The organism is Rhizobium leguminosarum (assembly GCF_002953715.1).
Classification (GTDB): Bacteria; Pseudomonadota; Alphaproteobacteria; order Rhizobiales; family Rhizobiaceae; genus Rhizobium; species Rhizobium leguminosarum_V.
The window spans coordinates 111,031-134,211 of sequence record NZ_CP025017.1; the positions used below are offsets into that span (position 1 = coordinate 111,031).

Below are 23,181 nucleotides of genomic sequence, written 5' to 3' on the forward strand. Positions count from 1 at the left end.
TTGCATAATCAACATTATGGAACTATTCGCTGGGCGTCGCCTGCAGAAAGGCGATTCGAGCGTGGCGTTGTGCGACCGCCGCTGCGGCGGCACCACCGTCGATCTCCCGCTCCAGCTCTGTTGCGATCTTTTTTGGTGGAGAGCTTTCTCTGTTCAGAGGGATCAGGTTCAGCCACACATCGCGCGCAATTGAGGCCGCGGTTGCAGGGCAAGATAACACCCACGGTCATCTGCCGGCGTCGAGCAGTCTTTAGATCAAATGCTGTGCGGTTAGCGCGCGATCGATGCGCGGGCAACGCTGCGGATTTCCGCGCGGTCGATACCGAGGTCCTGCAGCTCACGGCTGGACATGCGGCCGAGTTCGGTAACGGTCTGAAGGAACTTGCGCAGTTGTTGAAAGAGCGTGCTACGTTCATGATAAACCCCTTTCCTGAGGGCTGTCTGACGTCAGCAACCTTTCCTGGTTCCGGCGTCGTTTCGACGATAAAACAGCGACAACCCCTCATCCCACCTATGCACAGCACGCATATGATCTTTCGATTTCGCGGCAAAGGCTCTTTTTTAAGGCCCAAGCGATCACAAGCCGTGGCCGATCTTTGGCATCGGCATTTCAGAAGCGAACTCCGCGCTGTGCGTCCAGGATGAGGTTCGCCGGCTCGAAATTCGAAAAAAGCACAACTTTGGTTGCCAACGGTGACAGCAGGTCAATCACTTCGCCGTGCTGGGCGGCCCAGTACCAGAACATGAAAGTCAGGCGACAACGATAAGTCGTAGACGTTCAATATTTCTCACAAAAGTTGTTGCCAGGCGCAATTTATAAGCGCATCGTCATATGCGGCGGCAGCCACGTAAGGGCGCTGACGTTTGGAAGATCATCGTGCTTTCGCCCCTGTGAGCGCGATGACCTGCCAGAATCTGAGTTTGTCCAACAAACATTTGTTATCTGCTCTCGCTCCTGAGATCGGCGCCTGCTTGCACCAAATCTGGAGAGAACTCAGCTCAGACTTCACCAGCTTGAGACGGCGCATCACCAAATCGGCTTCGTCCATTTTCTCGAGGCGGGCCTCGGATCGGTTGTGGCAAGCAAAGAAGGCGGTTCGACAGTCGAGATCGGTCTCTTCGGCCGGGATGGCAAGACCGGAACGTCGCCGGTCCAGGGAGATACCGAAAGTCGATTTGACCGCTTCGTTCAGATGGATGGTTCGGCTTACGCATTTCTGCCGACGATCTACCTGACTAGATGACCACATGACTACATCTCGCTCGCTTCGTGGATTCATGTCCCTCCTGAACTTTCTGCATTTTTTGGGATTCAGGTCACCAAGATATGCTGGCGGTTCTCGCGGCTAGTTCGTACGGGTCTGACAATCACACATCCACAATCGAGGCTCGACCTTCCCATTTAAGGAGTCAGCCGCCATCGACAAATATATCAACTGTGCCAATCGAAACGCTGCCGATGTCACGGCGTGCGGAGGTCTTGCGATCGCCACGTCACGCCCATTCCGGCCTGAAGTCGGTCGGATTCCCAAATTTCCAGCGCATGCTGGGAAGGTTGTTCCTGACCACTCGGCTGGGATTACGACATCTATGGCTCTGGTGAAATCGCTGACCACCAAGCTGCTGATGACGGTCTCGTCGATAGCGCTGGTCGGCGCTCTGACGGCAACGGCCGTGTGGGCCGAAGCTGGTGCAGGCGGGAACGCCGGTGGTCCGGGTGGAACGGCCGGCGCGAGCAACAATGGCACAGCAGGCGGCCTCGGAGGCGATGGCACCGACAACAGCTTCGGTGGTGCTGGCGGCGGCGGGGGCGGCGCCGGAACCAGTGGGGGCACGGGTGGCACTGGTGGCGACTCAACTCCAAGCTCGGGCGGTTTGGGCGGCGCAGGCGCCGCCAGCGCGGGAGCGGTTGGGGCGGTCGGCACAGTCGGTGCTGTCAACGGCGGTGGTGGCGGCGGTGGTGGCGGCGCGCATGGTTTTGTCGACGCGGCATTGCCCATAATAGGAGCAACGGGCGGCGTCGGAGGAGCCGGTGGGGCGGCTCCAGGAAGCGGCGGTGGCGGTGGCGGCGGCGCGGGCGGCTTTGGAGCGGTCAACACGGGAGCCGTTGGAACGCTCGGCGTCGGGGTTACCGGTGGCGCGGGTGGTGTGGGCGGCGCGTCTGTGAACGCTTTCGGCGGGGGCGCGGGCGATGGCGGCGTCGGTCTTTCTCTCATCGGCGGCACCGCCCAGTCTTTTATCATCAACGCTGGCATCACGGGCGGAGCCGGGGGCGCTGGTGGCGCGGGCATCGTTGGCGGGGCAGGCGGAGATGGCGGCATTGGCTTGCTGGTCAGTGGTGGAGGCACCACGACATTGACCATCGGGGCGGGCATAACCGGAGGCATCGGCGGCGCCGGTGGCCTAGGCTTTTCTTTGGGAGCCGCGGGCGCCAGTGGAGCCGGCATCGTCGGCCAGAACCTTGCGATTATCATGGGTGGGGCCGGTCTGGTCACAGCCGGTGCCGGCGCCAATGCGATCACCTTTACCGGCGGAGCCAATAGCCTCACCTTTGCCAATGCGACCTCCGGTTTGATCGGCGCCCTCTCGGTCACGGGCGGTCTGGATTTCGATCAGTCGATCGTCAATACAACCGTGGCCAACACTATCTTGGGAAGCGGTTCGATCACCAAGACGGGCTCGGCCCTGATCACGCTCACCGGCGCAAACACCTATGGCGGCACGACCACCGTCAATTCGGGCCAAATGCGCGCAGCATCAGTCGGCGCGCTTGGTGCCTCGACCGGGGTGCTCGTCGTCAATGGCGGCACTCTGGATATCGACGTCGCACAGGCCAAGGCAAACTTATCGGGGACTGGCGGAACCATTAATCTGGACGCCGATCTGACTATCGCCCAATCGCTTGCCCAGACCTATGCCGGTGTATTCACCGGAACTGGCGGTTTTATCAAGAATGGTGCGGCTGACCTGACCGTCAGCGGCGATAGTTCCACCTTTACCGGCGACCTTACGGTCACCGCCGGCGGGCTCCTCGTCAACAATACCGTCGGCACGTTTGGCGCTGCTACAAGTGAAATCTCTGTCGATGCCACTGCGACGCTGGGCGGCAACGGCATGATTGGCGGCAATGTCCTGATCGGGGATGGCGCGACGCTATCGCCGGGCGCTCTCGACACGGAGCCAGGCACCCTCGCGATCCTGGGAGATCTCTTCGTCTCCAGCGGGTCGATACTCGATTACGATCTGGGCCAGGCCTATACGGTCGGCGGTGCTTTCAACGACCTGGTCACAGTTGGCGGTGATCTCACGCTCGACGGCACGCTTAATGTGACAGCATCGGCGGGGGGCACATTCGATCCCGGCATCTACCGGCTTATCAGTTATACCGGCACGTTCACCGATAACGGCCTGACGATCGGCACGATCCCAGCGCCTGGCTCCTACGTGCAGACCTCGATTGCCAATCAGGTCAACTTAGTCAACACGCAAGGCCTGACGCTGAGTTATTGGGACGGCACTACCATACCCAGGAACAACGGCGTGGTGGACGGCGGGACCGGCACTTGGCAGTCCTCCGCGGGCAATGACAACTGGACGGAGGGCACTGGCGCGCTCAACGGATCTTACCAGGATGCAAGCTTCGCGATCTTCGCCGGCACGCCAGGCACAGTCACGGTCGACAACAGCCTTGGATCCGTCGATAGTTCTGGCATGCAGTTCGCCACTGATGGCTATCAGCTCGTTGGCGGGGTGATCACCCTGTCGGGCTCCCCCTCGTCCATCATTCGCGTCGGCGACGGCACAGTTGGCGGCGCAGCCATCAGTGCAACCATCGACTCCGAACTCACCGGCGCGTCGCAACTGGTCAAGACCGATCTCGGCACCTTGGTCTTGGGCGGCACCAACAGCTATACGGGGGGAACGGCGATCGAGGGCGGCACCCTGGCCATCGCGGACGACCTCAATCTCGGCGCTGCCTCCGGTAACCTTGTGCTTGACGGAGGCACGTTGCGCACGACTGCCGATATCGCCACAGCCCGCACGCTCGCCATGTCCAGCACCGGCGGATTGCTGACCGATGCCGGCACGACGCTGACTTTAAACGGTACCGTTTCGGGCGCCGGCAGTTTCGACAAAGCTGGGAGCGGCACGCTGATCATTGCCGCCGCCGCCTCCCATACGGGCGGTACGACGATCAACGCCGGCACCGTGCAGGTCGGCAATGGCGGCACAACCGGCAGCCTGGCAGGCAATGTCGCCAATGCCGGCGTTCTCGCCTTCGATCGCTCGGACGATTCGATCTTTGCCGGCGCCACAAGCGGTGTCGGCAGCCTGGTGCAACGCGGCTTGGGCACCACAGTTCTGACTGGAGCCAATACCGTTACGGGCGGCAGCATCATCAACTCTGGTGCTTTGCAGATCGGCAATGGCGGCACGTCGGGCAGCCTGGCCGGCAATGTCAGCAATGCCGGCATTCTCGCCTTTGGCCGGTCGGACGCCATGAGTTTCAATGGCGTCATCTCCGGCATTGGCCAAATCCGTCAGCTGGGGACCGGCATGACCACGCTGACGGCGAACAGTTCGTCATTCGTAGGACAGACCCGCATCTCTGCGGGCATATTGTCCGTGAATGGTCAATTGGGCGGCACATTGACCGTTGCCAGTGGCGGCACCCTGATGGGAAACGGCCCGGTCGGCACGACAAACAATGAAGCCGGCGGCTTGATCGCCCCGGGCAATTCTATCGGTACGCTGACCATCAACGGCAACTACATCGGCACAGGTGGCAATCTGGAAATCGAAGCCGTGCTGGGCGGCGACAGTTCACCGGCCGACAGGCTGATCGTCACCGGCGATACGGCCGGTGTTACCAGCGTCGACGTCATCAACCTTGGCGGCATCGGCGCCCCGACCATTGAAGGCATCAAGATCGTTGATATCGGCGGAGCATCGAATGGCACCTTCGCGCTTTTAGGCAGCTATGTATTCGAGGGCGAACAGGCCGTCGTGGCTGGTGCCTATGGCTATCGACTCTACAAGGATGGCGTCAGCACGCCGGCCGATGGCGACTGGTATCTGCGTTCGGCGCTGCTTGATCCCTCGATCCCGGGCGTCCCAACTGTGCCGCTTTACCAGCCAGGCGCCCCCGTCTACGAGGCCTATGCCAATGTATTGCAGAGTTTCAATAGCCTCGAGACAATGCGCCAGCGCGTCGGCAACCGGTCCTGGACGAGTGACGTCGTCGATACCGGCACCCTGCCTGACGCGGCCGCGTCAGGAAGCGGCATCTGGGGCCGGATTACTGGTAGCCATCTACGCATCGACCCCAAAACGTCGACGACCGACGCGACCTATGATGTCGACATCTGGCAGCTCCAGGCAGGAGCCGATGGGCTGCTCGATGACGGGACGGCCGGCCAACTGACCGGCGGCGTTTGGGCGCGTTATGGCACGCTTGCGGCCGACATCACCTCCCCGTATGGGGCCGGCAGCATTGGTGCGACCAGCTATGGTGTGGGTGCGACGCTGACATGGCAGGCCGAAACTGGCTTCTATCTCGATGCGCAGGCCAATCTGACTTGGTACGACAGCGACCTGTCCTCGACGACCGCGGCCACGAGCCTCGCCTCGGGCATAGATGGCTTTGGCTATGCATTGGGATTGGAAATGGGCCAGGAGATCGCGCTCGGGGCCAATTGGTCGATCACTCCCCAGGTGCAATTGGTCCATTCGGCAGTCGACTATGACGATTTCACCGATGCCTTCGGAGCCTCCGTGTCGCTGCTAGACGGCGATAGCCTTAAGGGGCGATTGGGTATCTCCGCCGACTACCAGACCGCCTTGACCGACGCCTCCGGTCAAACCAGCCGCCTACATGCCTATGGCATCGCCAATATCCACTATGAGTTCCTCTCCGGCGCGCAGACGGATCTCGCCGGGGTAAAACTCACCAGCGAGGAAGAGCCGCTTTGGGGCGGCGTCGGCGTCGGCGGCAGCTATAGCTGGGCCGACGACAAATACGCACTCCACACCGAAATGACAGTCAATACCAGCCTGGGCAATTTTGGCGACAGCTATCATGTGACTGGCACGGCGGGGTTCAGGGTCAGGTTCTGAGCGCCTGATCCATCCCAGAAATGTGCCTTTCAAGAATTGCGCCCGGTGAGGACTGAATTTCACCGGGCCCTCCCAGGCCCTTCATATCAGTTTGAAGATCGGCGGTTCAGCCCCACTTCATTTCTCCCTTGGCAACCTTGGAGCCGATGTCGAGCGCAACGCCCATGCCGAGACCGGGGAAGCGGGCTTCCATGGCGGCCTTCAGCGCCGCGGAATCGGCGGCCTTGGCGAGTTCTTCCTCGAAAGCGAGCAGATAACTCTTCGTGTGCTCGACGGCGGATAGATCGGCTGCCGCTTCCGGCATCATGTGGCCGGGAACGACAATCGTCGGCTTGCGGGCGCTGATCTTGTCAAGGGTGGCCACCCATGCGGCACGCTGTTCCGGAGCCTGGGTGTCGGCCGTCCACACGTGGACGCCGGAGAAAATCATGACGCCCCCGAAAACGGCGTTCAGCGATGGCACGAACAGGTACCGGCGATTGCTTAACCCTGCTTCGGCCGCGACAATCTCGACGGTTTCACCATCGACTGTGAGGCTTGGAGCGTCGAAGGCTTCCGGCATGACGATGTCTGCAATGGTCTGCGGGCCGTTCTCCTTGAGCTGCGGCCCCCAAACGGCAAGCTTTTTCTCGACGTTGCCCTTGATCGCTGCAATCGTATCGGAAGCGGCCAGCACTTTTGCGCCGGGAAAGGCTTCGAGGACCGGCTTGAGGCTGAAGTAATAGTCCGGATCGGACTGGCTGACATAAATCGCGGTCAGTGTCTTGCCGGTGGCCTTGATGGCCTCCGCCAGCGCACGGCCGTCGGGATAGCTGAACCCGCCATCGATCAGCAACGCTTCGCTGGGGCCGGTCAGCATCACCGGCGCGCGAAAGAAGCCATTCTGACCGGCGGGGAAGTGCTTCCAGGCCAGCTTTGATCCGGCCGCGTTGCCGAGACCGGCAGGCGCAAAAGCGGCAACGGCGCCGGCTGCGAGGGTGGCTTTCATGATTTCTCTCCTTGAATACATGGTTGTCTCCGATGATCGCCAGTTTCGATTTTCTGCTGCCGTGAGTGTTGCCCCCGGCAGGGTTTGTCGGTAGTTCATGGAACGGTCTGCTGAAGATGAACGATCACGCCGCCTGAAGCTCGGCAGCAAGTCGGTCAAAGCCGCCGAACAAGGCATCGCTGCGCAGCACGCGGCGCTTATCGCCGTCGTTGACCAAAAGCGCGGGGACACCATCCATCCGGAATGCAGCCATGAGTTGACGGGACTTCCCGATCCTGTTGCGATAGATATCGAGCAGGGCCTCGTCCGGAGCCCGGACACGAGCGACGGCATCGGAAAACCCGGCCTGATCGAGAACGTCGACCACGACAGCGATCTCCGAGGTGTTGCGGCCGTCAACATAACGGGCGATTTGAAGTGCCTTCAGAGCTTCGCACTCTCTGTCGAGTTGCGTAAGCCCGACCGCAATGATCCCGAGCGTCGCAGGGGCGGAGTCGAACATACTGTCTGTGCCCCCGAGAACCTGATCGCGATAGAGCTGGCTGAAGACCTGTCCCGTGAGCCGGTTGATCCGCTGGTCATTATGCCAGGCATAGGCTGCGAAACGTTCATCCAGCGGACGGGCGCCTTCGCCCGCGAAGAGCCCGGTGGGTGCAAGCTCGACGGTGAGATTGTCGAGCTTGGCCATTTTGTCGAGCGCGGGCGTCGCACCATAGCACCAGCCGCAAAGCGGATCGTAGAGATAGGTAAGATGCATATCGGACCATCCTTGACGCGATGGACAACAGATAGTGCACTTCTATTGAGTGATAAATATTGTTAAATGTGACAGAATGTATGTCAAAAACTTACAATTAAATGGAAGAAGGTTATGGAGGCTGTCAACCTCAATCGGCTGGCCTATTTCGCAGCCGTCGTCGATACCGGCTCGTTCACGAAAGCTGCCGAGCGCCTCGCAATCACGAAGACGGTCGTCAGCCAGCAGGTTGCGCGGCTGGAAGCTGAGTTGAAAACCAGCTTGCTCCTCCGAACAACACGACGCGTCGAGCCGACTGAGGCCGGCAAACTTCTCTACGCGCGCTGCGTCTTGATTTTCCGCGAAGCAGGAGACGCGGTCGATGAAATCACCCGCGCAAATGCCGAGCCGACAGGCATGCTACGCATTGCTGCGCCCAATGATTATGGTGCGAGCACGATCGCTCCGATTGCTGCGGCCTTTATCCGGAAGTATCCCGCTTGCAGGGTCGAGCTTCTGCTCGCCGATACGAAGATGGATCTGCTCGCCAATCAGATCGATCTGTCGATCCGCGTTGGTTGGCTCGATGACTCCAGTCATCAAGCGAGACGGATCGGTTCGTTCCGGCAGTTTCTTGTTGCGTCTCCCAGTTTCTCCGCCACGCTCAGCTTGAACAGCCCGGAGGATGTGGCGGGCCAGCCGTTTATCGCCAACCTGGCCCTCAAGGAGCCGGTGACCTGGAGGTTTATCCAGGGCGATTTCGATCGGCGCACCGTGCGGATGCAACAGAGCCTCATGAGCAATTCGACGCCTGCTGTTCTCGCGGCCACGCTTGCGGGGGCGGGCATATCCGTGCTGCCGGATTTTCTGGCTGAAGAGCATATAGACGCTGGCCGACTGACAAGATTGTTGCCGGACTGGAGCCTGCCGGCCGGAGGAATCTATGTCGTCTATCCGGCAGCTCGGTTCCGCACACCCAAAGTCACGGCTTTTGTCGCAATGCTGACAGGGGGCCGCTCGCGCGACTAGGCTGCGCCATGGCGCAGCCCTGCAGTTGTTACTTCCACTGCGTCGCGTCGCCGGCGGCACAGCCGTAGGGCGGCAAGGAATTGGCAAAGGTGTTTTTGAGCTTGGCGCAGCCCCAGCTGTTGATTGGGCCGGGCATGGAATTGTTGAGCGTAATGCCGATTTCATCATAGGGGCTGTCGCTGTTGGTCACATAGCGATACCAGCGGAAACCCGTAAGAACGACAACGGCAAGGGCGATCGTCAGCAGCAGGCGAACCAGTCTTTTCATGATATTTCCTTTAAATACAAACGTCGCCGTGTAGCACCCAGATGTCGAAGCCGAAAGCGCTGCTGCCAACGGGCAAGGCGATACGGAGAAAGATATCTCCAGTGCAGGACCAGGCGGCGTGTTGAGGCGTGTTTATGCGCGCCCCCTTAAAGACCATCATATGGCCGATCTTGATGGCCAGATCTGAATCGACTCATCTTGGGCAGCAAACGCCAGCTGACGTTGAAGCGAACTGTCAGGCTATGCAGGGCTTTGCAAAGCAAACTCCGACGCCATATTCTCGCCTTGACGATGACCCCTTCCCCAAATTCCTTCAGGCGCTATGGTGTCGGAAAGCAAGGGCGAGCATGGGACAAGATAAGAGCCACCTCCTGCAGCGGATGACGATTGTTGGTGATCTCGAGGTCGCCTCCTTTGTCCCATGGATCCGGCGCCATGCCGCTAAGCTTGGCCTATCGCACACCATATCTCATATGAGTTCGATGCGGATTGAACTTGAGGTTGCTGGGCCAGAGGAACTCATCGATATGATGGAGATGGGATGCTCTCTCGGGCCCATCGACGTATGGGTCGAGAGGATAGATCGCACGGCGATCAGCGGCGAAAGGACCTAGTGCCGGGCTGTGGCACATTTCCCCCGTGCATATTATTTACTCATTGTTGCCATTGCGAAATAATTATGCAAACCTGATAAGGTTGAGCGGAATTGCCTCGATGCCGAGGTGGGACGTGCTCGGCAAGCATATGATTTTGTTTGGGAACTCTCGTCATGCCATCCGCCACGACCGGCTTTTGGACGCCAGTCGCCCTGTCCCGGGATTTGCCGGCCAGAACCGTCATACCGGCACGGACGGCAGCCGGATCGATTGCCCTGTGGCGTAGCGCTTCGGGGCGCATATCGGCATCGGCGGATCGCTGTCCGCATCGTGGCATGCGCCTGTCTCACGGCTTCGTGCGCGGCGAGACGCTCTCCTGCATCTATCATGGTTGGAGCTACGGCCAGGCCGGAAACTGTCTCCGCATTCCGGCCCATCCGGGGCTGACGCCACCGGAAACCATTCGCGTCGCCACCCATGACGTCGAGGAAACAGATAACGTGATCTGGGTGGCTGTGGGTACGCCTGCTTCGAAGCCGCCGAGGCTTGATGGTCTCGCTCCCTTGCGTTCGCTGACGGCGTTCGCCGGCATCGCGGCGATCGAGGCGGCGGCCGGTGCGAAGACGAGCCCTGACGGTCTTGTCGAAATCGACGCATCCACCGGGGCCGTCTGTCTGCTATTATCCGCTTGGGAAGACGGACAGACGTTGATCCATGTGCTGCTGAAGGGTGACACCGGCCCCGCGGCGGGCATCGGCGCCTCACGGGCCGCCGAGAGCCTGCGCCGCCGGGCTGAGGGTCTTCAGAGGGATATCGCGCAATGACCATGCAGGCGATGATCGACGAATGGTATCCTGTCGGGCTTTTCAGCCAGCTCGACAGCGCAGGTCGCACGACGGCGTTGATGGGCGAGCCGATCGAAGTGGCGCGCGATGCCGATGGCAATGCGAAGGTGACGAGCGGCGATGGCCGCGTTTTGCCGGTGCGTGTGCGTTACGGTCATGTCTGGTCCTCCCTCGGCGAGCCGAAGAAGGAGCTTTTCCCCATTCCCGAGGCTGACCAGCCCGGCCGTCGCTTCGTCGATGTCGGCGTGGTGCGGGTGCGCTGCTCGCCCCTGCGCGCCGTCGAGAACTTCCTCGACATCGCCCATTTCCCCTTCGTCCACACCGACATTCTCGGCGCGGAGCCGCACACCGAGGTCCAGAACTACAAGGTCGAGATCCGAGAGGAAGAAGACGAGGTCTGGGCAACGCAGGTGAAATTCTACCAGCCGCAGGCCGCCAAGTCGGCAAGCGGCGGGATCACGACGGAATACATGTACCGCGTGCCGGCACCCACCTGCTCCGTGCTTTACAAGACCTGCCCGCCGCGTCCGAGCGAATGGGATGTCATCACGCTCTTCGTGCAGCCGCTGGCTGAGGACCTCTGCGACGTCTGGCCATGGATGGCGCTCTTCGACGACGAAACCGCGATGACCGACCTCATCCATTTCCAGCAGACGATCTTTCTGCAGGACCGGTCGATCCTCGAAAACCAGATACCGCGGCTGTTGCCGCTCGACCCCGGCATGGAAATCCCGACGCGGGCCGATCTGACATCGATCGCCTACCGGCGCTGGCTGAAGCGCCACAATTATACCTACGGCGCACAGCTGGTGGCGCAATGAAGCTCTACGACTACATTCTCTCGCCCAGTTGCTACAAGGTGCGCCTGATGGCGGCGCTGATCGGCGTGAAGCTTGATCTGCGCCCGGTGGATTTCCATCCCGGCGCCGAGCATCGCGGCCCCGAGTTGCTTGCGCTCAACCCGGCAGGCTCCATTCCGATCCTGGAGGATGGCGATCTGATCCTGACGGAATCGTCGGCGATCCTCGTCTATCTCGCCGCCAAGGCAGCACCCGAATGGCTCGGCAGCGGTAAGGCCGAGGAAGCGGCGCGGGTGCAGCAATGGCTGTCCTTCTCCGGCCGGCTGACGGCAAGCCTCGGGGCAGCACGGCTCCATGAAATGCTGTTGCGGCCGGGCAATATCGGCGCGCTGCAGGCCCAGGGCATCGCCGCCCTTCGCGAGCTTGAAGCCGGGCTTGTCGAGCAGGGCCTTCGCGGCATGCGCTTCCTCGCCGCCGATCGGCCGACAATTGCCGACATCGCCTGCTTTCCCTATGTGGCGCTGGCGCCCGATGGCGGCATCACGCTGGATGCTTATCCTGCGATCCGGCTCTGGTCCCGGGCGCTGCGCGCCCTCGACAAGTTTATCGAGATGCCAGGTATTCACCGGCTGCACGAGCTGAAGCCCGAACCTCATATCGAACCGGGCGAGGCGTGAGATGGCTGGTTATCTCCTGAAGAACTGCGCAGCCGTGATTGTCGACGAGGGCAAGGGACCGGCCGTCCATCGCAATGTCGATCTCCTGACCAGCGGTCCGGCGATCCTGGCGATCGGCGAAAATCTGGGGGTGGACGCACTGCCTGCCGGCACGACCGTTCAGGATGCTGCCGGCTGGTTCGTCTATCCGGGTCTCGTCAACACCCATCATCACTTCTTCCAGTGCTTCGTACGCAACCGTGCCGATCTCGACTGGACGAAGCTCTCGGTGATCGAGTGGCTGGACCGCATCTACCCGATCTTTTCGCAGCTCAACGAGGAGTGCTTCTACCACTCCTCCGTCACGGCGATGGCCGAGATGATCAAGCACGGCTGCACCACGGCCTTCGACCACCAGTACAATTTCCCCCGGCACGCCGGGAAGCGGCTGATCGACCGTCAATTCGAGGCGGCCGATCTGCTCGGCATGCGTTTCCATGCCGGCCGCGGCGGCAACACCCTGCCGAAGTCGGAAGGCTCGACCATCCCCGACGAGATGCTGGAAACGACCGACGAGTTCATCGCCGACTGCGCCCGGCTGATCGAGACCTACCACGATACCAGCCCCTTCAGCATGTGCCAGGTGGTGGTCGCGCCCTGCCAGCCGGTCAATTGCTATCGCGAGACCTTCGTGGAATCGGTGGCATTGGCGCGCGATCACGGCGTCATGATGCATACTCATGTCGGCGAAGGCGAAAGCCCGGTCATTCAGGCTCGCCATGGCATGCGTACGGTCGACTATCTGGAAGAACTTGGCTTTGCCGGACCCGACGCCTTCTATGCCCATTGCTGGGAACTCACCCACGACGAACTCAGGAAGATGGCCGCCAGCGGCACCGGCGTCGCGCATTGCCCGGAACCGGTCTATCTGGTCGGCGCTGAGGTCACCGACATTCCCGCGATGGCCGCCTTCGGCCTGCGCATCGGCCTCGGCTGCGACGGCGCTGCCTCCAACGACAATTCCAACCTGATGCACTGCCTGCACTCCGCCTACATGCTGCAGTGCCTCGTCGCCTCCGGCCGCACCCATCCCGTGCCGCCGCCGGTCGATTTCCTCGGCTACGGCACGTCAGGGGGAGCCAGCCTGCTCGGCCGGCGTGATATCGGCCGGCTGGCGCCCGGCATGGCCGCTGACCTGTTTGCGATCGACACCCGCCGCATGGATTATGTCGGTACGCGGCACGATCCGCTGAGCCTGATTGCCCGCGTCGGCATCGGCATGGCGACCGACATGACCATGATCAATGGCCGCATCGTCTGGCAGAAGGGCGAATTCCCCGGTCTCGACGAGGCCAAGCTGTCAGCCGATGCCGAGGCTGCACTATCCGCCGTGGAATTTTAAAAAAAACCAAAAGAGGGAACTGAGAACATGACCAAACTGACCCGCAGAAACCTGATGACGGCCGCTGCCGCCACCGGCCTTGCCGGCGTGCTCGGCAGCCGCCTTGCTTTGGCCGCCGACGAACCGCTCGGCATCACGCTCGTCGTCCCGTCGCCGATCGGCGACGTCGGCTGGGGGCATGCACTTGCCGCCGGTCTCGAGCCGATCAAGGCCGCTTACGGCGACAAGGTGAAGGTCACCGTGCTTGAGAATATCGCGGAAGGCCCTGACGCCGACCGCATCATGAACAAGACCGTCGCCGACGGAAACAAGTTCCTGGTCGCCGGCTCTTTCGGCTATCAGAACGGCGCCCTGCAGATCGCCCGCCGCGATCCGAGCGTCACGGTTCTGCACGCCTCCGGCTTTCAGGTCGCTGCGAACTTCTCGCCGTTCGCGGCCAAGTATTTCCAGGGCACCTATCTGCTCGGCATGGCTGCCGCAGCACTTTCCAAGACCGGCAAGCTCGGCTCTGTGTCGGCCTTCGCCATTCCCGAACTGATCACTTCCATCAACGCCTTCACCCTCGGCGCCCAGGCCGTCAAGCCCGATATCGAGGTCTCGGTCGTCTGGGTGAACTCCTGGTTCGACCCGGCCAAGGAGCAGGAGGCCGCCAAAGCCCTGATCGCGCAGAAGTGCGACGTGATCTTCTCCAACGCCCAGGACACGCCGTCCGTCATCTCGGCCTGCGAGGAAGCCGGCGTCTACGCCTTCAACCTCAACTCCTCGATGAAGAAATACGCACCGAAAACCTATCTCGGATGCATCTCGACGGACTGGTCACCGTTCTTCAAGGCATCGGTCGACGCCCATCTCGCCGGCACGTTCAAGGGCGCCAATGCGTTCCTCGGCGTCGCCGACAAGGTCGTCGAAGTGGTGGACTGGAATCCGGATGTTCCGGCTGACGTGATGACCAAGATCAAGGAGATCGAGGCAAAGATCGCCGACGGCAGCTTCTCGCCCTTCACCGGGCCGATCACCAAGGCCGACGGCAGCGAAGGTGTCGCATCTGGCGCAACCATGGCCGACGCCGAGATCATCGCCATGAATTGGCACGTCAAGGGCGTGTCCACGCCGCTGCCGAAATAAGTCATGACGACCCCGCTCCTGTCGCTGCGCGGCATTTCGAAGAGTTACGGCCAGATCCACGCCAATCAGGCGATCGATCTGGACGTGGCGCCGCAATCGATCCATGCGATCCTCGGCGAAAACGGGGCGGGAAAATCGACGCTGATGAAGCTGATCTACGGCGTCGAGCAACCGGACGACGGGGATGTCGTCTGGGAAGGAAAACCGTTGCGCCTCGCCTCCCCTGCCGAGGCGAGGCGCAACGGCATCGGGATGGTCTTCCAGCACTTTTCGCTGTTCGAGACCCTGACCGTCCTGGAGAATATTCGGCTGGTCGTGCCGGGCCGCAAGGCTGAGCTCAAGGAACGCATTCGGACGCTTGGACGGGAGTTCGGCCTCGAAGTCGATCCGCTCGCCCATGTGCATGCGCTGTCCGTCGGCGAGCGGCAACGGGTGGAGATCATCCGAAGCCTGATGACCAATCCGAAGCTGCTGATCCTCGACGAGCCCACCTCCGTCCTGCCGCCGCAATTGGTGGAAAAGCTGTTCGACACGCTGCGCCGGCTGCGCGACGGCGGCGTTTCCATCCTGTTGATCTCCCACAAGCTCGAGGAAATCCGGGCGATCTGTGACCGGGCGACGATCCTGCGCGGCGGACGGGTGACCGGGGATGTCGACCCGCGCGAACATGATGCCCATGACCTTGCCCGCATGATGATCGGCCGCGACATGCCCGCCCCCATCTCGGCGCTGCCGCTGTCTGGCGGGGAAAAGCGGCTGGAGATCATCGGGTTGGATTATCAGCCCGACGATCCCTTCGCGGTGCCGCTCTCCGGCATCAGCCTCGAAGTGCGTGCCGGCGAAATCCTCGGGATCGCCGGTATTTCGGGCAACGGCCAAAGCGAGCTTGCCGCATTGATTTCAGGTGAGACGGTGCTGGGGCGCGACCAACGCGACCGGATCTACATGATGGGGATCGACGTGGGCAGGCTCGATGCCGCTGCACGGCGGACGCTCGGATTTGCCTTCGTTCCGGAAGACCGGCTCGGACGTGGCGCAGTCCCCGAGATGTCGCTCGCCCTCAACAGCCTACTGACGGCCCATCCGCTCAAGCTTTTGCGGCACGGTCTTGTCGACAGGGCGCGGGCGTTGGCGTTCACCGAGGATTGCATCCGTCAGTATGATGTGCGCACACCCGGCCCGGATGCGGAAGCCGGCACTCTATCGGGCGGCAATCTGCAGAAATTCATCGTTGGCCGCGAAATCATGCTGTCTCCCAAATTGCTTTTCCTGGCGCAGCCGACCTGGGGCGTGGATATCGGCGCCGCATCCGCCATCCGCAGCCGTCTGGTCGCCTTGCGCAATCAGGGCATGGCGATCCTCGTCATTTCCGAGGAGCTGGAAGAACTGTTCGAGCTCTGCGATTCCATCCAGGTGCTGCATCACGGCCGGCTCAGCCCGCCGCTCGCAACGCGGGACACGAAGCCCGAGGAGATCGGCCGATACATGATCGGGGCACAAGCCTCGCCCGAGAAAGTCCAGTGATGAGTGCTTGGTTCCTTGCTTTCGTTCCCACCCTGGTCCGTCGGGAGCGCGCTTCGCTTGCCGCGACCTTGATCGCGCCCGTCATAGCACTTGTCATAGCGATCGCGCTCAACCTCGGCCTTTACATCTTGATGGGCCGCGACCCTGTCGCGGTCATCTATGCGATGCTTTTCGAGCCTTTCCTCTCCTGGGCGTCCTTTTCGGAAGTGCTTTTAAAAGCAGGCCCTCTCCTTCTGATCGCTCAGGGGCTGGCAATCGGCTTTCGTGCCAAGGTCTTCAACATCGGCGCCGAAGGCCAGTTCATTCTCGGCGCGATCTTCGCCTCTGCCATTCCGGTCTGGTTTCCGCAGGCGACGGGTCAGTGGATCTGGCCGGCAATGCTGCTGCTCGGCGCAATCGGCGGCGCATTTTGGGCTTCTCTCACCGCCTTCTGGCGCGTGCGCCTCAACGCCAACGAGATCCTCGTTTCACTGATGCTGAGCCTCGTTGCGGCGCAGCTGCTGAACTACCTGCTGCTCGGCCCCTGGAAGGATCCGAACGGCTTCAACTTCCCCCAGTCCGTGATGTTCCAGTATGATGCGATGGTACCGACCCTGATCGCCGGTACCCGCGTCAATGTTTCATTCCTCATCACGCTCGCTTTGTCTGTTGCGGCCTGGGTCTTCATGCAGAAAAGCTTCATCGGCTACAAGCTGCAGGTCGGCGGTCTGGCGCCGCGGGCTGCCGGCTACGCCGGCTTCAAGGAAGGTTGGGCGATCTGGCTTTCGCTGCTGATCGGCGGTTTTGCAGCCGGTCTTGCGGGTGCGGCCGAAGTCGCAGGCCCGCTCGGCCAGCTGCAGCGTTCGGTCGCGAGCGGCTACGGCTATGCGGCCATCATCGTCGCCTATCTCGGCGGCCTGCATCCGATCGGCATCGTGATCTCGGCGCTGGTCATGGCGGTCATCTACATCGGTGGCGACAATGCCATGGTCTCGGCCAACCTGCCGATCGCCGCTGTCCGTGTCTTCCAGGGCAGTCTGCTGCTCGCTTACCTGATCGCCGTCGCTTTCGTGCGCTACCGCCTTGAATGGCGACGCGCCGCCCATTGGAGCCCGTCATGAACGCCATCGAGTTCATTCTTGCCGGCATGCTTGCGGCTGCGACACCGTTTCTTCTGGCAGCACTCGGCGAACTGGTGGCCGAGCGCGCCGGCGTTCTCAACCTCGGGGTCGAGGGATTGATGGCCTTCGGTGCCGTGCTCGCCTTCATCATCGTCTACCAGGGCGGTGGACATCTCCTGGGCTTCGTCGCAGCCGGGCTCGGCAGCGCTGTCCTTTCGCTGCTCTTTGCCTTCGTCACGTTGGGATTCCGGGCAAACCAGGTGGCAGCGGGCCTTGCCATCGGCATTCTCGGCCAAGGCCTCTCCGCGCTTTTCGGCAAGACCTATGAAAGCCTCACGGTCAGGGGACTTCCGAAGCTTGCCCTTCCCGGGCTTTCGGAATTGCCGGTTGTCGGCGGCCTTTTCGTCCAGGACATCGTCGTGTGGATTTCGCTCGTCGCGACTCTCGCTCTCTGGGCCATATTTGCCTACACCAAGCTTGGCCTCATCGTCCGCGCCGTTGGCGAGAACCCGAAGGCCGCCCATGCCATCGGTTACTCGGTAGTCTCAGTCCGCGTCCTCGCCATCGCCTTCGGCGGCGCGATGGCCGGTTTCGCCGGCGCCTATGCGTCGGTGGTCTATACACCACTCTGGGCCGATGGAATGATTGCTGGGCGCGGCTGGATTGCCATCGCCCTCGTCGTCTTTGGGACTTGGCTCACCGGCCGTATCTTCCTCGGCGCCTGCCTCTTCGGCGCGGTCTCGCTGATGGGGCTTGCAGCCCAGGCAACCGGACTGGACGTGCCTTCGCAACTGCTCTCGAGCCTGCCATATCTCGTCACGATCATCGTGCTCGGCATTATTTCCGCCGACCGTCGCCTGCTGAAACTGAACGGTGTCGCTTCGCTCGGCGAACCATTTGAGCGATAGAGCGTAGTGCGGAAAGCGGTTTTCGGGATCAAACGCCTACGTAACGCGCCGGCGAAAAAGCCCGCGGTCAGCCGCGATCGCGTTTCTTGCGACCGCGCGCCTCAAATTGGACGAGTAGCGACTTGAGTTCGATCTCGCGAACGCGTCGTGCCGCTTCGTCCGGGCTGACCCATTCGAGAATACGCTGACCCCGCTCCTTGAAATCGCCGCTGATTTCCGTGACTTCAATCTGAAACATATCGACGATACAGGGCGCCACATCGCCATTGTCGAATTCTTTCAGATAAGTATAGCGCCCAACCGGCTTCTTCTTCACCACCCCGCGCACGCCGGCCTCCTCCCAGGCCTCGATTGCTGCTGCTTCGAAAGGCTTTTTCCCTTTCATCGGCCATCCTTTCGGGATGACCCAGCGTGCGCTCTCGCGAGACGTGATCACCAGGATTTCGAGCTCGGATCCGGCAGTGCCGTGACGGAAGCAAATAGCGCCGTATTGTTGACGGAATGCACCAGCGAACAGCACTTCAGGAACAGCAGCGAGCTGCCGCAGCAGTGGCTGGGACTTGTCCGGTCGAGGCTTGCTGCCTTTTTTGCTGGGTGTCATATCGATTGAGTTGCCGAATTTGCTTGTTGCTTCAATTGCCTGAGCGTGTTTATGACAGATTTATGACAATCGGCCGCACGAGGAAGGTTCCCAGGCATGATGAGCATTTTTCGCAAGCTGATGCCACGGGAAGACAGATTCTTTGAAATGTTTTCCAAGCACTCGAAGACCGTCGTTGCCGCGGCGCACGCCCTCGATCAACTCCTGAAGGGCAATGACGTTGAGAAAAACTGCGAACGAATCGTCGCATTGGAAAACGAGGCGGACGACGTCACGCGTGACGTTCTTCTTGCCGTTCGACGAAGCTTCATCACGCCCTTCGACCGAGGTGACATCAAGGACCTCATTCAGTCGATGGATGATGCGATCGACATGATGCACAAGACAGTCAAGACGATCCGCTTGTTCGAGCAATCCAGCTTCGATCCGCTCATGCAGGAGATGGGCAGTGAAATCGTCAAGGCGGCAAACCTTGTCGCGGAAGCGATACCCCTCCTCGACAGATTGGGAGCCAATGCGCAGCGTCTCGCGGCCATCGCGGAGGAGGTCACCCGAGTGGAGGGACGTTCCGACGATCTCCACGACCAGGGTTTGAAGGACCTGTTTCTGCGTCATGGCGCCGCCGGCAATGCGATGGCCTACATGATCGGAAGCGAGATCTACGGAGAGCTGGAGAAAGTCGTCGACCGCTTCGAGGATGTCGCGAACGAAATCAGCGGCATTCTCATCGAGAACGTCTGATGGATGCCTCCCTCGCTCTGCCGCTGCTGGTCGGCCTGGTCGTTGTCGCACTGTTCTTCGACTTCCTCAACGGTCTGCATGATGCGGCCAATTCGATCGCCACGATCGTATCGACCCGCGTCCTGCGGCCGCAATATGCGGTCGCCTGGGCGGCATTCTTCAATTTCATCGCATTCCTGTTCTTCGGCCTGCACGTGGCCGAAACGCTGGGGACCGGCATCATCGATCCTGCGATCGTTTCGCCTCAAGTGATCTTCGCCGCACTGATGGGTGCCATCATTTGGAATATCCTCACCTGGATTTTCGGGATTCCATCGAGCTCGTCGCATGCGCTTGTCGGCGGGCTGGTGGGGGCCGGTCTCGCAAAGGTGGGCTTCAACTCGATCGTCTGGAACGGCCTTCTAAAGACCGTCGGTGCTATTTTTCTTTCGCCAGCCATCGGCTTCCTGCTTGCCCTGGTGCTGGTGCTCGCCGTCTCCTGGCTATTCGTCCGGCAAACGCCGTTTGCGGTGGATCGCACATTTCGCATCATGCAGTTCGTGTCTGCTTCGCTTTATTCGCTTGGCCACGGCGGAAACGATGCGCAGAAGACGATGGGCATCATCGCGGTGCTCTTGTTCAGCCAGGGATATCTCGGCCCGACATTCTACGTGCCTTTCTGGGTGGTCATTTCCTGCCAGTCGGCAATGGCTCTCGGTACGCTCTTTGGCGGATGGCGGATCGTTCATACCATGGGGTCGAAGATCACCCGGCTCAACCCCATGCAAGGTTTCTGCGCAGAGACGGGCGGAGCCTTGACACTATTCGGAGCGACGTGGCTCGGTATTCCCGTTTCGACGACGCATACCATCACCGGAGCAATCGTCGGAGTGGGCGCGGCGCGTCGTGTCTCAGCCGTGCGCTGGGGATTGGCCGGCAACATCGTGATAGCCTGGATCGTAACGATGCCGGCGGCTGCAGCAATATCCGCCGCGTTCTACGGCCTCGTATCTTTGCTGCGATGAAATGAGGTGATGGCCAGGCAATCGCCACACTTGCCCTTCCCTTTTGAGCTTTGCCGCTGGCAAATACCGACGAATAAAGCGGGCAGAATCCATTCTGGCCTCTGCGTCATCGCAGCTTCGATATTGCGTGCACTGCACAAATAGAGCGCTCCCATGACTGCGACTACGTTAGCAATCGCACAAAACGGAAGCAGAAAATAAAAAGCCTAAGAAATAGGCATTCGTTAATTCTTACCATTTCTCCTTTTACTTCATGCTGTTACCAATTCCTCTCGAAATTGGCACGCTGCTTGCAGGTTCTGAGACGCATCGGTCAACGGCGACTGGTGCGGATAGGCGCGGCATAAGCGCCTACATTAGACACCGACGTCGCAAGGTCTTTGCAATCCGGGATTCTCTCATCCCCTGGACGCAAATTCCGGCGGCGTTTTTTTGTGTCCGAATTCAGCCAGCAGAGGGAACCTGCGCATGACAAAGAATTTGCAGACTGGGATTTCAACAACCGGCATGACCCGCCGCAGCATGCTCAAGACGACCGCAGCGGCTGCCCTCATCGGCGCCGTCAAGACCGCCTTTCCGTCCGGCGCCTTCGCAGCTGGGGCAGGACCTGAGGTGACAGGTGTCAAGCTCGGCTTTATCGCGCTCACGGATTCCGCACCGCTGATCATCGCCAAGGAAAAGGGCTTCTTCGACAAGCATGGCCTTCCGGAAACGGATGTGGCCAAACAGGCATCCTGGGGTGCGACCCGCGACAATCTCGTGCTGGGCGGCGCGGCAAACGGAATCGACGGTGCCCATATCCTGTCGCCGCTCCCCTATCTCATGCATACCGGCAAGGTCACGCAGAACAATAAGCCGGTGCCGATGGCAATCCTCGCCCGCCTCAACCTCGACAGTCAGGGCATTTCCGTCGCCAAGGAATATGCCGAAACCGGCGTGCAGCTCGATTCCTCCAAGCTGAAGGCGGCATTCGAGAAAAAGAAGGCGGAGGGCAAGGAGATCAAGGCCGCCATGACCTTCCCGGGCGGCACCCATGACCTCTGGATCCGCTACTGGCTCGCCGCCGGCGGCATCGATCCGAACAAGGACGTTTCGACCATCGTCGTGCCGCCGCCGCAGATGGTTGCCAACATGAAGGTCGGCAACATGGACGTCTTCTGTGTGGGCGAACCGTGGAATGAGCAGCTCGTCAACCAGGGCATCGGCTTTACCGCAGCCACCACCGGTGAGCTCTGGAAGGGTCATCCTGAAAAGGCGCTCGGACTGCGCGCCGAATGGATCGAAAAGAATCCCAATGCTGCCAAGGCCCTGCTGATGGCTGTCATGGAGGCTCAGCAGTGGTGCGAGAGCATGGACAACAAGGCGGAGATGGCTGACATTCTCGGCAAGCGCCAATGGTTCAACGTCCCGACGAAGGACGTACTCGGCCGCCTCAAGGGCGACATCAATTATGGCAACGGCCGCGAGGTCAAGGCCACCGACCTCTATATGAAGTTCTGGAAGGACGGCGCCTCCTACCCGTTCAAGAGCCACGATACCTGGTTCATGACGGAGAACATCCGCTGGGGGAATCTGCCGGCGAGTACCGACATCAAGGCGCTGGTCAACCAGGTAAACCGCGAAGACGTCTGGCGCGAGGCCGCCAAGGATCTCGGCGTCGCGGCGGCCGATATTCCCGCATCGTCTTCTCGCGGCAAGGAGACTTTCTTCGACGGCAAGGTCTTCGACCCGGAAAATCCTTCCGCCTATCTCGACAGCCTTTCGATCAAGGCTGTCTCCTGACCCCGCCGCCGGCGCGCGACGGGCGCGCCGGTCTTTCATTCACGTGAGGAGCGCGTTGATGTCCGCCCTGGCAAATAAAGAAAATCCCTCCATGACCGCCTCTGCCAAGCCGGCGGCAAAGGTTCTGCCATTTTCCGGCAAGCACGGATCGCGGATCGATTTTCGTCGAGCGGCACTGACCGCACTTCGCAATGTCGTCCCGCCGGTCGTCGTGCTGGCACTTATCCTGCTCGTCTGGCAGGTGCTCTGTTCATCGGCGGATGCGTCTTTGCCCTCGCCGCATCGGGTATGGCAGGATAGCTTTGACCTGATCGCTTATCCGTTTTTCAACTACGGCTCCCAGGATATCGGGCTCGGCTGGCGCGTGCTCGTTTCGTTGCAGCGCGTCGTTTATGGCTTTGGCCTTGCCGCGGTCGCCGGCGTCATCGTCGGCGCGATCATCGGCCAGTCGGTCTGGGCGATGCGTGGTCTCGATCCGATCTTCCAGGTGCTGCGGACGGTTCCGCCGCTCGCCTGGTTGCCGCTGTCGCTCGCGGCATTCCAGGATTCCAACCCCTCAGCGATCTTCGTTATCTTCATCACGTCGATCTGGCCGGTGATTATCAACACCGCCGTCGGCGTCCGCAATATCCCGCAGGATTACCGCAATGTCGCCGAGGTGCTGCGCCTCAACCAGTTCGAGTTTTTCTGGAAGATCATGCTGCCTTCGGCAGCGCCCTACATCTTCACCGGCCTCAGGATCGGCGTCGGCCTCTCCTGGCTTGCCATCGTCGCGGCCGAAATGCTGACGGGTGGCGTCGGCATCGGCTTCTTCATCTGGGACGCGTGGAACTCGTCGCGCCTTTCGGACATCATCGTCGCGCTCGCCTATATCGGCATCGTCGGCTTCGCTCTCGACAAGCTGGTGGCTGCGCTCGGCAAACTCATCACCCGCGGCGCCATGGCCAACTGAGGAAGGT

Annotated in this window: 19 protein-coding genes and 1 pseudogene; 14 read left to right on the forward strand and 6 right to left on the reverse strand. The window is 61.0% G+C overall.

What is annotated here, in order from left to right; all coding sequences use genetic code 11:
* Window positions 1-270: 270 nt before the first annotated feature.
* Together CUJ84_RS36995 and CUJ84_RS38180 are read right to left on the reverse strand one after the other, a co-directional pair.
* Window positions 271-416 (reverse strand): annotated as a pseudogene (locus CUJ84_RS36995) (DUF1127 domain-containing protein).
* A gap of 456 nt (window positions 417-872) precedes the next feature.
* Window positions 873-1,280, reverse strand: a complete 408-nt coding sequence (locus tag CUJ84_RS38180) for a hypothetical protein (RefSeq protein WP_210208134.1) — start codon at window positions 1,278-1,280, stop codon at window positions 873-875.
* A 310-nt stretch (window positions 1,281-1,590) separates the two neighbouring features.
* Between CUJ84_RS38180 and CUJ84_RS37000 the strand changes: the two genes are divergently transcribed.
* Window positions 1,591-6,117, forward strand: a complete 4,527-nt coding sequence (locus CUJ84_RS37000) for an autotransporter outer membrane beta-barrel domain-containing protein (protein WP_105010381.1) — start codon at window positions 1,591-1,593, stop codon at window positions 6,115-6,117.
* Window positions 6,118-6,223: 106 nt separating this feature from the next.
* Here CUJ84_RS37000 and CUJ84_RS37005 read toward each other — a convergent pair whose 3' ends face one another.
* Window positions 6,224-7,126, reverse strand: coding sequence for an MBL fold metallo-hydrolase (locus CUJ84_RS37005; RefSeq protein WP_199788907.1), 903 nt, complete (start codon window positions 7,124-7,126; stop codon window positions 6,224-6,226).
* A gap of 103 nt (window positions 7,127-7,229) precedes the next feature.
* Complete coding sequence (locus CUJ84_RS37010) at window positions 7,230-7,862, reverse strand: DsbA family protein (RefSeq protein WP_105010383.1); 633 nt, start codon at window positions 7,860-7,862, stop codon at window positions 7,230-7,232.
* A gap of 114 nt (window positions 7,863-7,976) precedes the next feature.
* Here CUJ84_RS37010 and CUJ84_RS37015 point away from each other — a divergent pair, with 114 nt between their 5' ends.
* A complete protein-coding gene (locus CUJ84_RS37015) occupies window positions 7,977-8,870 on the forward strand; it encodes a LysR family transcriptional regulator (RefSeq protein WP_105010384.1) in 894 nt (297 codons plus the stop codon).
* A gap of 28 nt (window positions 8,871-8,898) precedes the next feature.
* Here CUJ84_RS37015 and CUJ84_RS37020 read toward each other — a convergent pair whose 3' ends face one another.
* On the reverse strand, window positions 8,899-9,138 hold the full coding sequence (locus CUJ84_RS37020; RefSeq protein ID WP_105010385.1) for a hypothetical protein: 240 nt from the start codon (window positions 9,136-9,138) through the stop codon (window positions 8,899-8,901).
* 769 nt (window positions 9,139-9,907) lie between these two features.
* Between CUJ84_RS37020 and CUJ84_RS37030 the strand changes: the two genes are divergently transcribed.
* The 8 genes from CUJ84_RS37030 to CUJ84_RS37065 are packed head-to-tail and all read left to right on the forward strand — an operon-like array spanning window position 9,908 to window position 18,094.
* The gene (locus tag CUJ84_RS37030) at window positions 9,908-10,558 is read left to right on the forward strand and encodes a Rieske 2Fe-2S domain-containing protein (RefSeq protein WP_105010386.1); all 651 of its coding nucleotides are present in this window, start codon (window positions 9,908-9,910) and stop codon (window positions 10,556-10,558) included.
* Window positions 10,555-11,400 (forward strand): aromatic ring-hydroxylating oxygenase subunit alpha, encoded by an 846-nt coding sequence (locus CUJ84_RS37035; protein WP_105010387.1) that lies wholly within the window; start codon window positions 10,555-10,557, stop codon window positions 11,398-11,400. Before CUJ84_RS37030 ends, CUJ84_RS37035 begins: the two co-directional genes overlap by 4 nt.
* On the forward strand, window positions 11,397-12,056 hold the full coding sequence (locus CUJ84_RS37040; RefSeq protein ID WP_105010388.1) for a glutathione S-transferase family protein: 660 nt from the start codon (window positions 11,397-11,399) through the stop codon (window positions 12,054-12,056). Before CUJ84_RS37035 ends, CUJ84_RS37040 begins: the two co-directional genes overlap by 4 nt.
* Window position 12,057: 1 nt before the next feature.
* Window positions 12,058-13,437, forward strand: a complete 1,380-nt coding sequence (locus tag CUJ84_RS37045; RefSeq protein WP_105010389.1) for an amidohydrolase — start codon at window positions 12,058-12,060, stop codon at window positions 13,435-13,437.
* A gap of 27 nt (window positions 13,438-13,464) precedes the next feature.
* Window positions 13,465-14,562 carry a BMP family ABC transporter substrate-binding protein gene (locus CUJ84_RS37050; protein WP_105010390.1) on the forward strand — a complete coding sequence of 366 codons (1,098 nt, stop codon included), beginning with the start codon at window positions 13,465-13,467 and terminating at the stop codon, window positions 14,560-14,562.
* A 3-nt stretch (window positions 14,563-14,565) separates the two neighbouring features.
* Window positions 14,566-16,086, forward strand: coding sequence for an ABC transporter ATP-binding protein (locus tag CUJ84_RS37055; protein WP_105010391.1), 1,521 nt, complete (start codon window positions 14,566-14,568; stop codon window positions 16,084-16,086).
* Window positions 16,086-17,186 carry an ABC transporter permease gene (locus CUJ84_RS37060; RefSeq protein ID WP_105010392.1) on the forward strand — a complete coding sequence of 367 codons (1,101 nt, stop codon included), beginning with the start codon at window positions 16,086-16,088 and terminating at the stop codon, window positions 17,184-17,186. The genes CUJ84_RS37055 and CUJ84_RS37060 overlap by 1 nt, the downstream gene beginning before the upstream one ends.
* Window positions 17,183-18,094 carry an ABC transporter permease gene (locus CUJ84_RS37065; RefSeq protein ID WP_003555568.1) on the forward strand — a complete coding sequence of 304 codons (912 nt, stop codon included), beginning with the start codon at window positions 17,183-17,185 and terminating at the stop codon, window positions 18,092-18,094. Before CUJ84_RS37060 ends, CUJ84_RS37065 begins: the two co-directional genes overlap by 4 nt.
* Before the next feature lie 67 nt (window positions 18,095-18,161).
* Here the strand turns inward: CUJ84_RS37065 and CUJ84_RS37070 are convergent, their stop codons facing one another.
* Window positions 18,162-18,695 carry an NUDIX hydrolase gene (locus tag CUJ84_RS37070; RefSeq protein WP_105010393.1) on the reverse strand — a complete coding sequence of 178 codons (534 nt, stop codon included), beginning with the start codon at window positions 18,693-18,695 and terminating at the stop codon, window positions 18,162-18,164.
* Between the two features lie 96 nt (window positions 18,696-18,791).
* On the opposite strand from CUJ84_RS37070, the gene CUJ84_RS37075 reads away from it, so the two are divergent.
* The 4 genes from CUJ84_RS37075 (at window position 18,792) to ntrB (ending at window position 23,174) form a co-directional block, all read left to right on the forward strand.
* Entirely contained in the window at window positions 18,792-19,436 is a 645-nt protein-coding gene (locus CUJ84_RS37075; protein WP_027683091.1) for a DUF47 domain-containing protein, read from the forward strand.
* Entirely contained in the window at window positions 19,436-20,440 is a 1,005-nt protein-coding gene (locus tag CUJ84_RS37080) for an inorganic phosphate transporter (protein WP_027683090.1), read from the forward strand. The genes CUJ84_RS37075 and CUJ84_RS37080 overlap by 1 nt, the downstream gene beginning before the upstream one ends.
* 468 nt (window positions 20,441-20,908) lie before the next feature.
* Complete coding sequence (locus CUJ84_RS37085) at window positions 20,909-22,222, forward strand: CmpA/NrtA family ABC transporter substrate-binding protein (protein ID WP_105010394.1); 1,314 nt, start codon at window positions 20,909-20,911, stop codon at window positions 22,220-22,222.
* A 58-nt stretch (window positions 22,223-22,280) separates the two neighbouring features.
* The gene (ntrB, locus tag CUJ84_RS37090) at window positions 22,281-23,174 is read left to right on the forward strand and encodes a nitrate ABC transporter permease (RefSeq protein WP_105010395.1); all 894 of its coding nucleotides are present in this window, start codon (window positions 22,281-22,283) and stop codon (window positions 23,172-23,174) included.
* The last annotated feature ends 7 nt before the right edge of the window (window positions 23,175-23,181 follow it).

Bases quoted from the DNA above. Each gene is read 5' to 3' on its own strand.
- CUJ84_RS37075 (WP_027683091.1), top strand. From the start codon at position 18,792: ATGATGAGCATTTTTCGCAAGCTGATGCCACGGGAAGACAGATTCTTT.
- CUJ84_RS37080 (WP_027683090.1), top strand. From the start codon at position 19,436: ATGGATGCCTCCCTCGCTCTGCCGCTGCTGGTCGGCCTGGTCGTTGTC.
- CUJ84_RS37015 (WP_105010384.1), top strand. From the start codon at position 7,977: ATGGAGGCTGTCAACCTCAATCGGCTGGCCTATTTCGCAGCCGTCGTC.
- CUJ84_RS37020 (WP_105010385.1), bottom strand. From the start codon at position 9,138: ATGAAAAGACTGGTTCGCCTGCTGCTGACGATCGCCCTTGCCGTTGTC.
- CUJ84_RS37065 (WP_003555568.1), top strand. From the start codon at position 17,183: ATGAACGCCATCGAGTTCATTCTTGCCGGCATGCTTGCGGCTGCGACA.
- CUJ84_RS38180 (WP_210208134.1), bottom strand. From the start codon at position 1,280: ATGAATCCACGAAGCGAGCGAGATGTAGTCATGTGGTCATCTAGTCAG.
- CUJ84_RS37055 (WP_105010391.1), top strand. From the start codon at position 14,566: ATGACGACCCCGCTCCTGTCGCTGCGCGGCATTTCGAAGAGTTACGGC.
- CUJ84_RS37040 (WP_105010388.1), top strand. From the start codon at position 11,397: ATGAAGCTCTACGACTACATTCTCTCGCCCAGTTGCTACAAGGTGCGC.
- CUJ84_RS37060 (WP_105010392.1), top strand. From the start codon at position 16,086: ATGAGTGCTTGGTTCCTTGCTTTCGTTCCCACCCTGGTCCGTCGGGAG.
- CUJ84_RS37005 (WP_199788907.1), bottom strand. From the start codon at position 7,126: ATGTATTCAAGGAGAGAAATCATGAAAGCCACCCTCGCAGCCGGCGCC.
- ntrB (WP_105010395.1), top strand. From the start codon at position 22,281: ATGTCCGCCCTGGCAAATAAAGAAAATCCCTCCATGACCGCCTCTGCC.
- CUJ84_RS37085 (WP_105010394.1), top strand. From the start codon at position 20,909: ATGACAAAGAATTTGCAGACTGGGATTTCAACAACCGGCATGACCCGC.
- CUJ84_RS37050 (WP_105010390.1), top strand. From the start codon at position 13,465: ATGACCAAACTGACCCGCAGAAACCTGATGACGGCCGCTGCCGCCACC.
- CUJ84_RS37070 (WP_105010393.1), bottom strand. From the start codon at position 18,695: ATGACACCCAGCAAAAAAGGCAGCAAGCCTCGACCGGACAAGTCCCAG.
- CUJ84_RS37000 (WP_105010381.1), top strand. From the start codon at position 1,591: ATGGCTCTGGTGAAATCGCTGACCACCAAGCTGCTGATGACGGTCTCG.
- CUJ84_RS37030 (WP_105010386.1), top strand. From the start codon at position 9,908: ATGCCATCCGCCACGACCGGCTTTTGGACGCCAGTCGCCCTGTCCCGG.
- CUJ84_RS37045 (WP_105010389.1), top strand. From the start codon at position 12,058: ATGGCTGGTTATCTCCTGAAGAACTGCGCAGCCGTGATTGTCGACGAG.
- CUJ84_RS37010 (WP_105010383.1), bottom strand. From the start codon at position 7,862: ATGCATCTTACCTATCTCTACGATCCGCTTTGCGGCTGGTGCTATGGT.
- CUJ84_RS37035 (WP_105010387.1), top strand. From the start codon at position 10,555: ATGACCATGCAGGCGATGATCGACGAATGGTATCCTGTCGGGCTTTTC.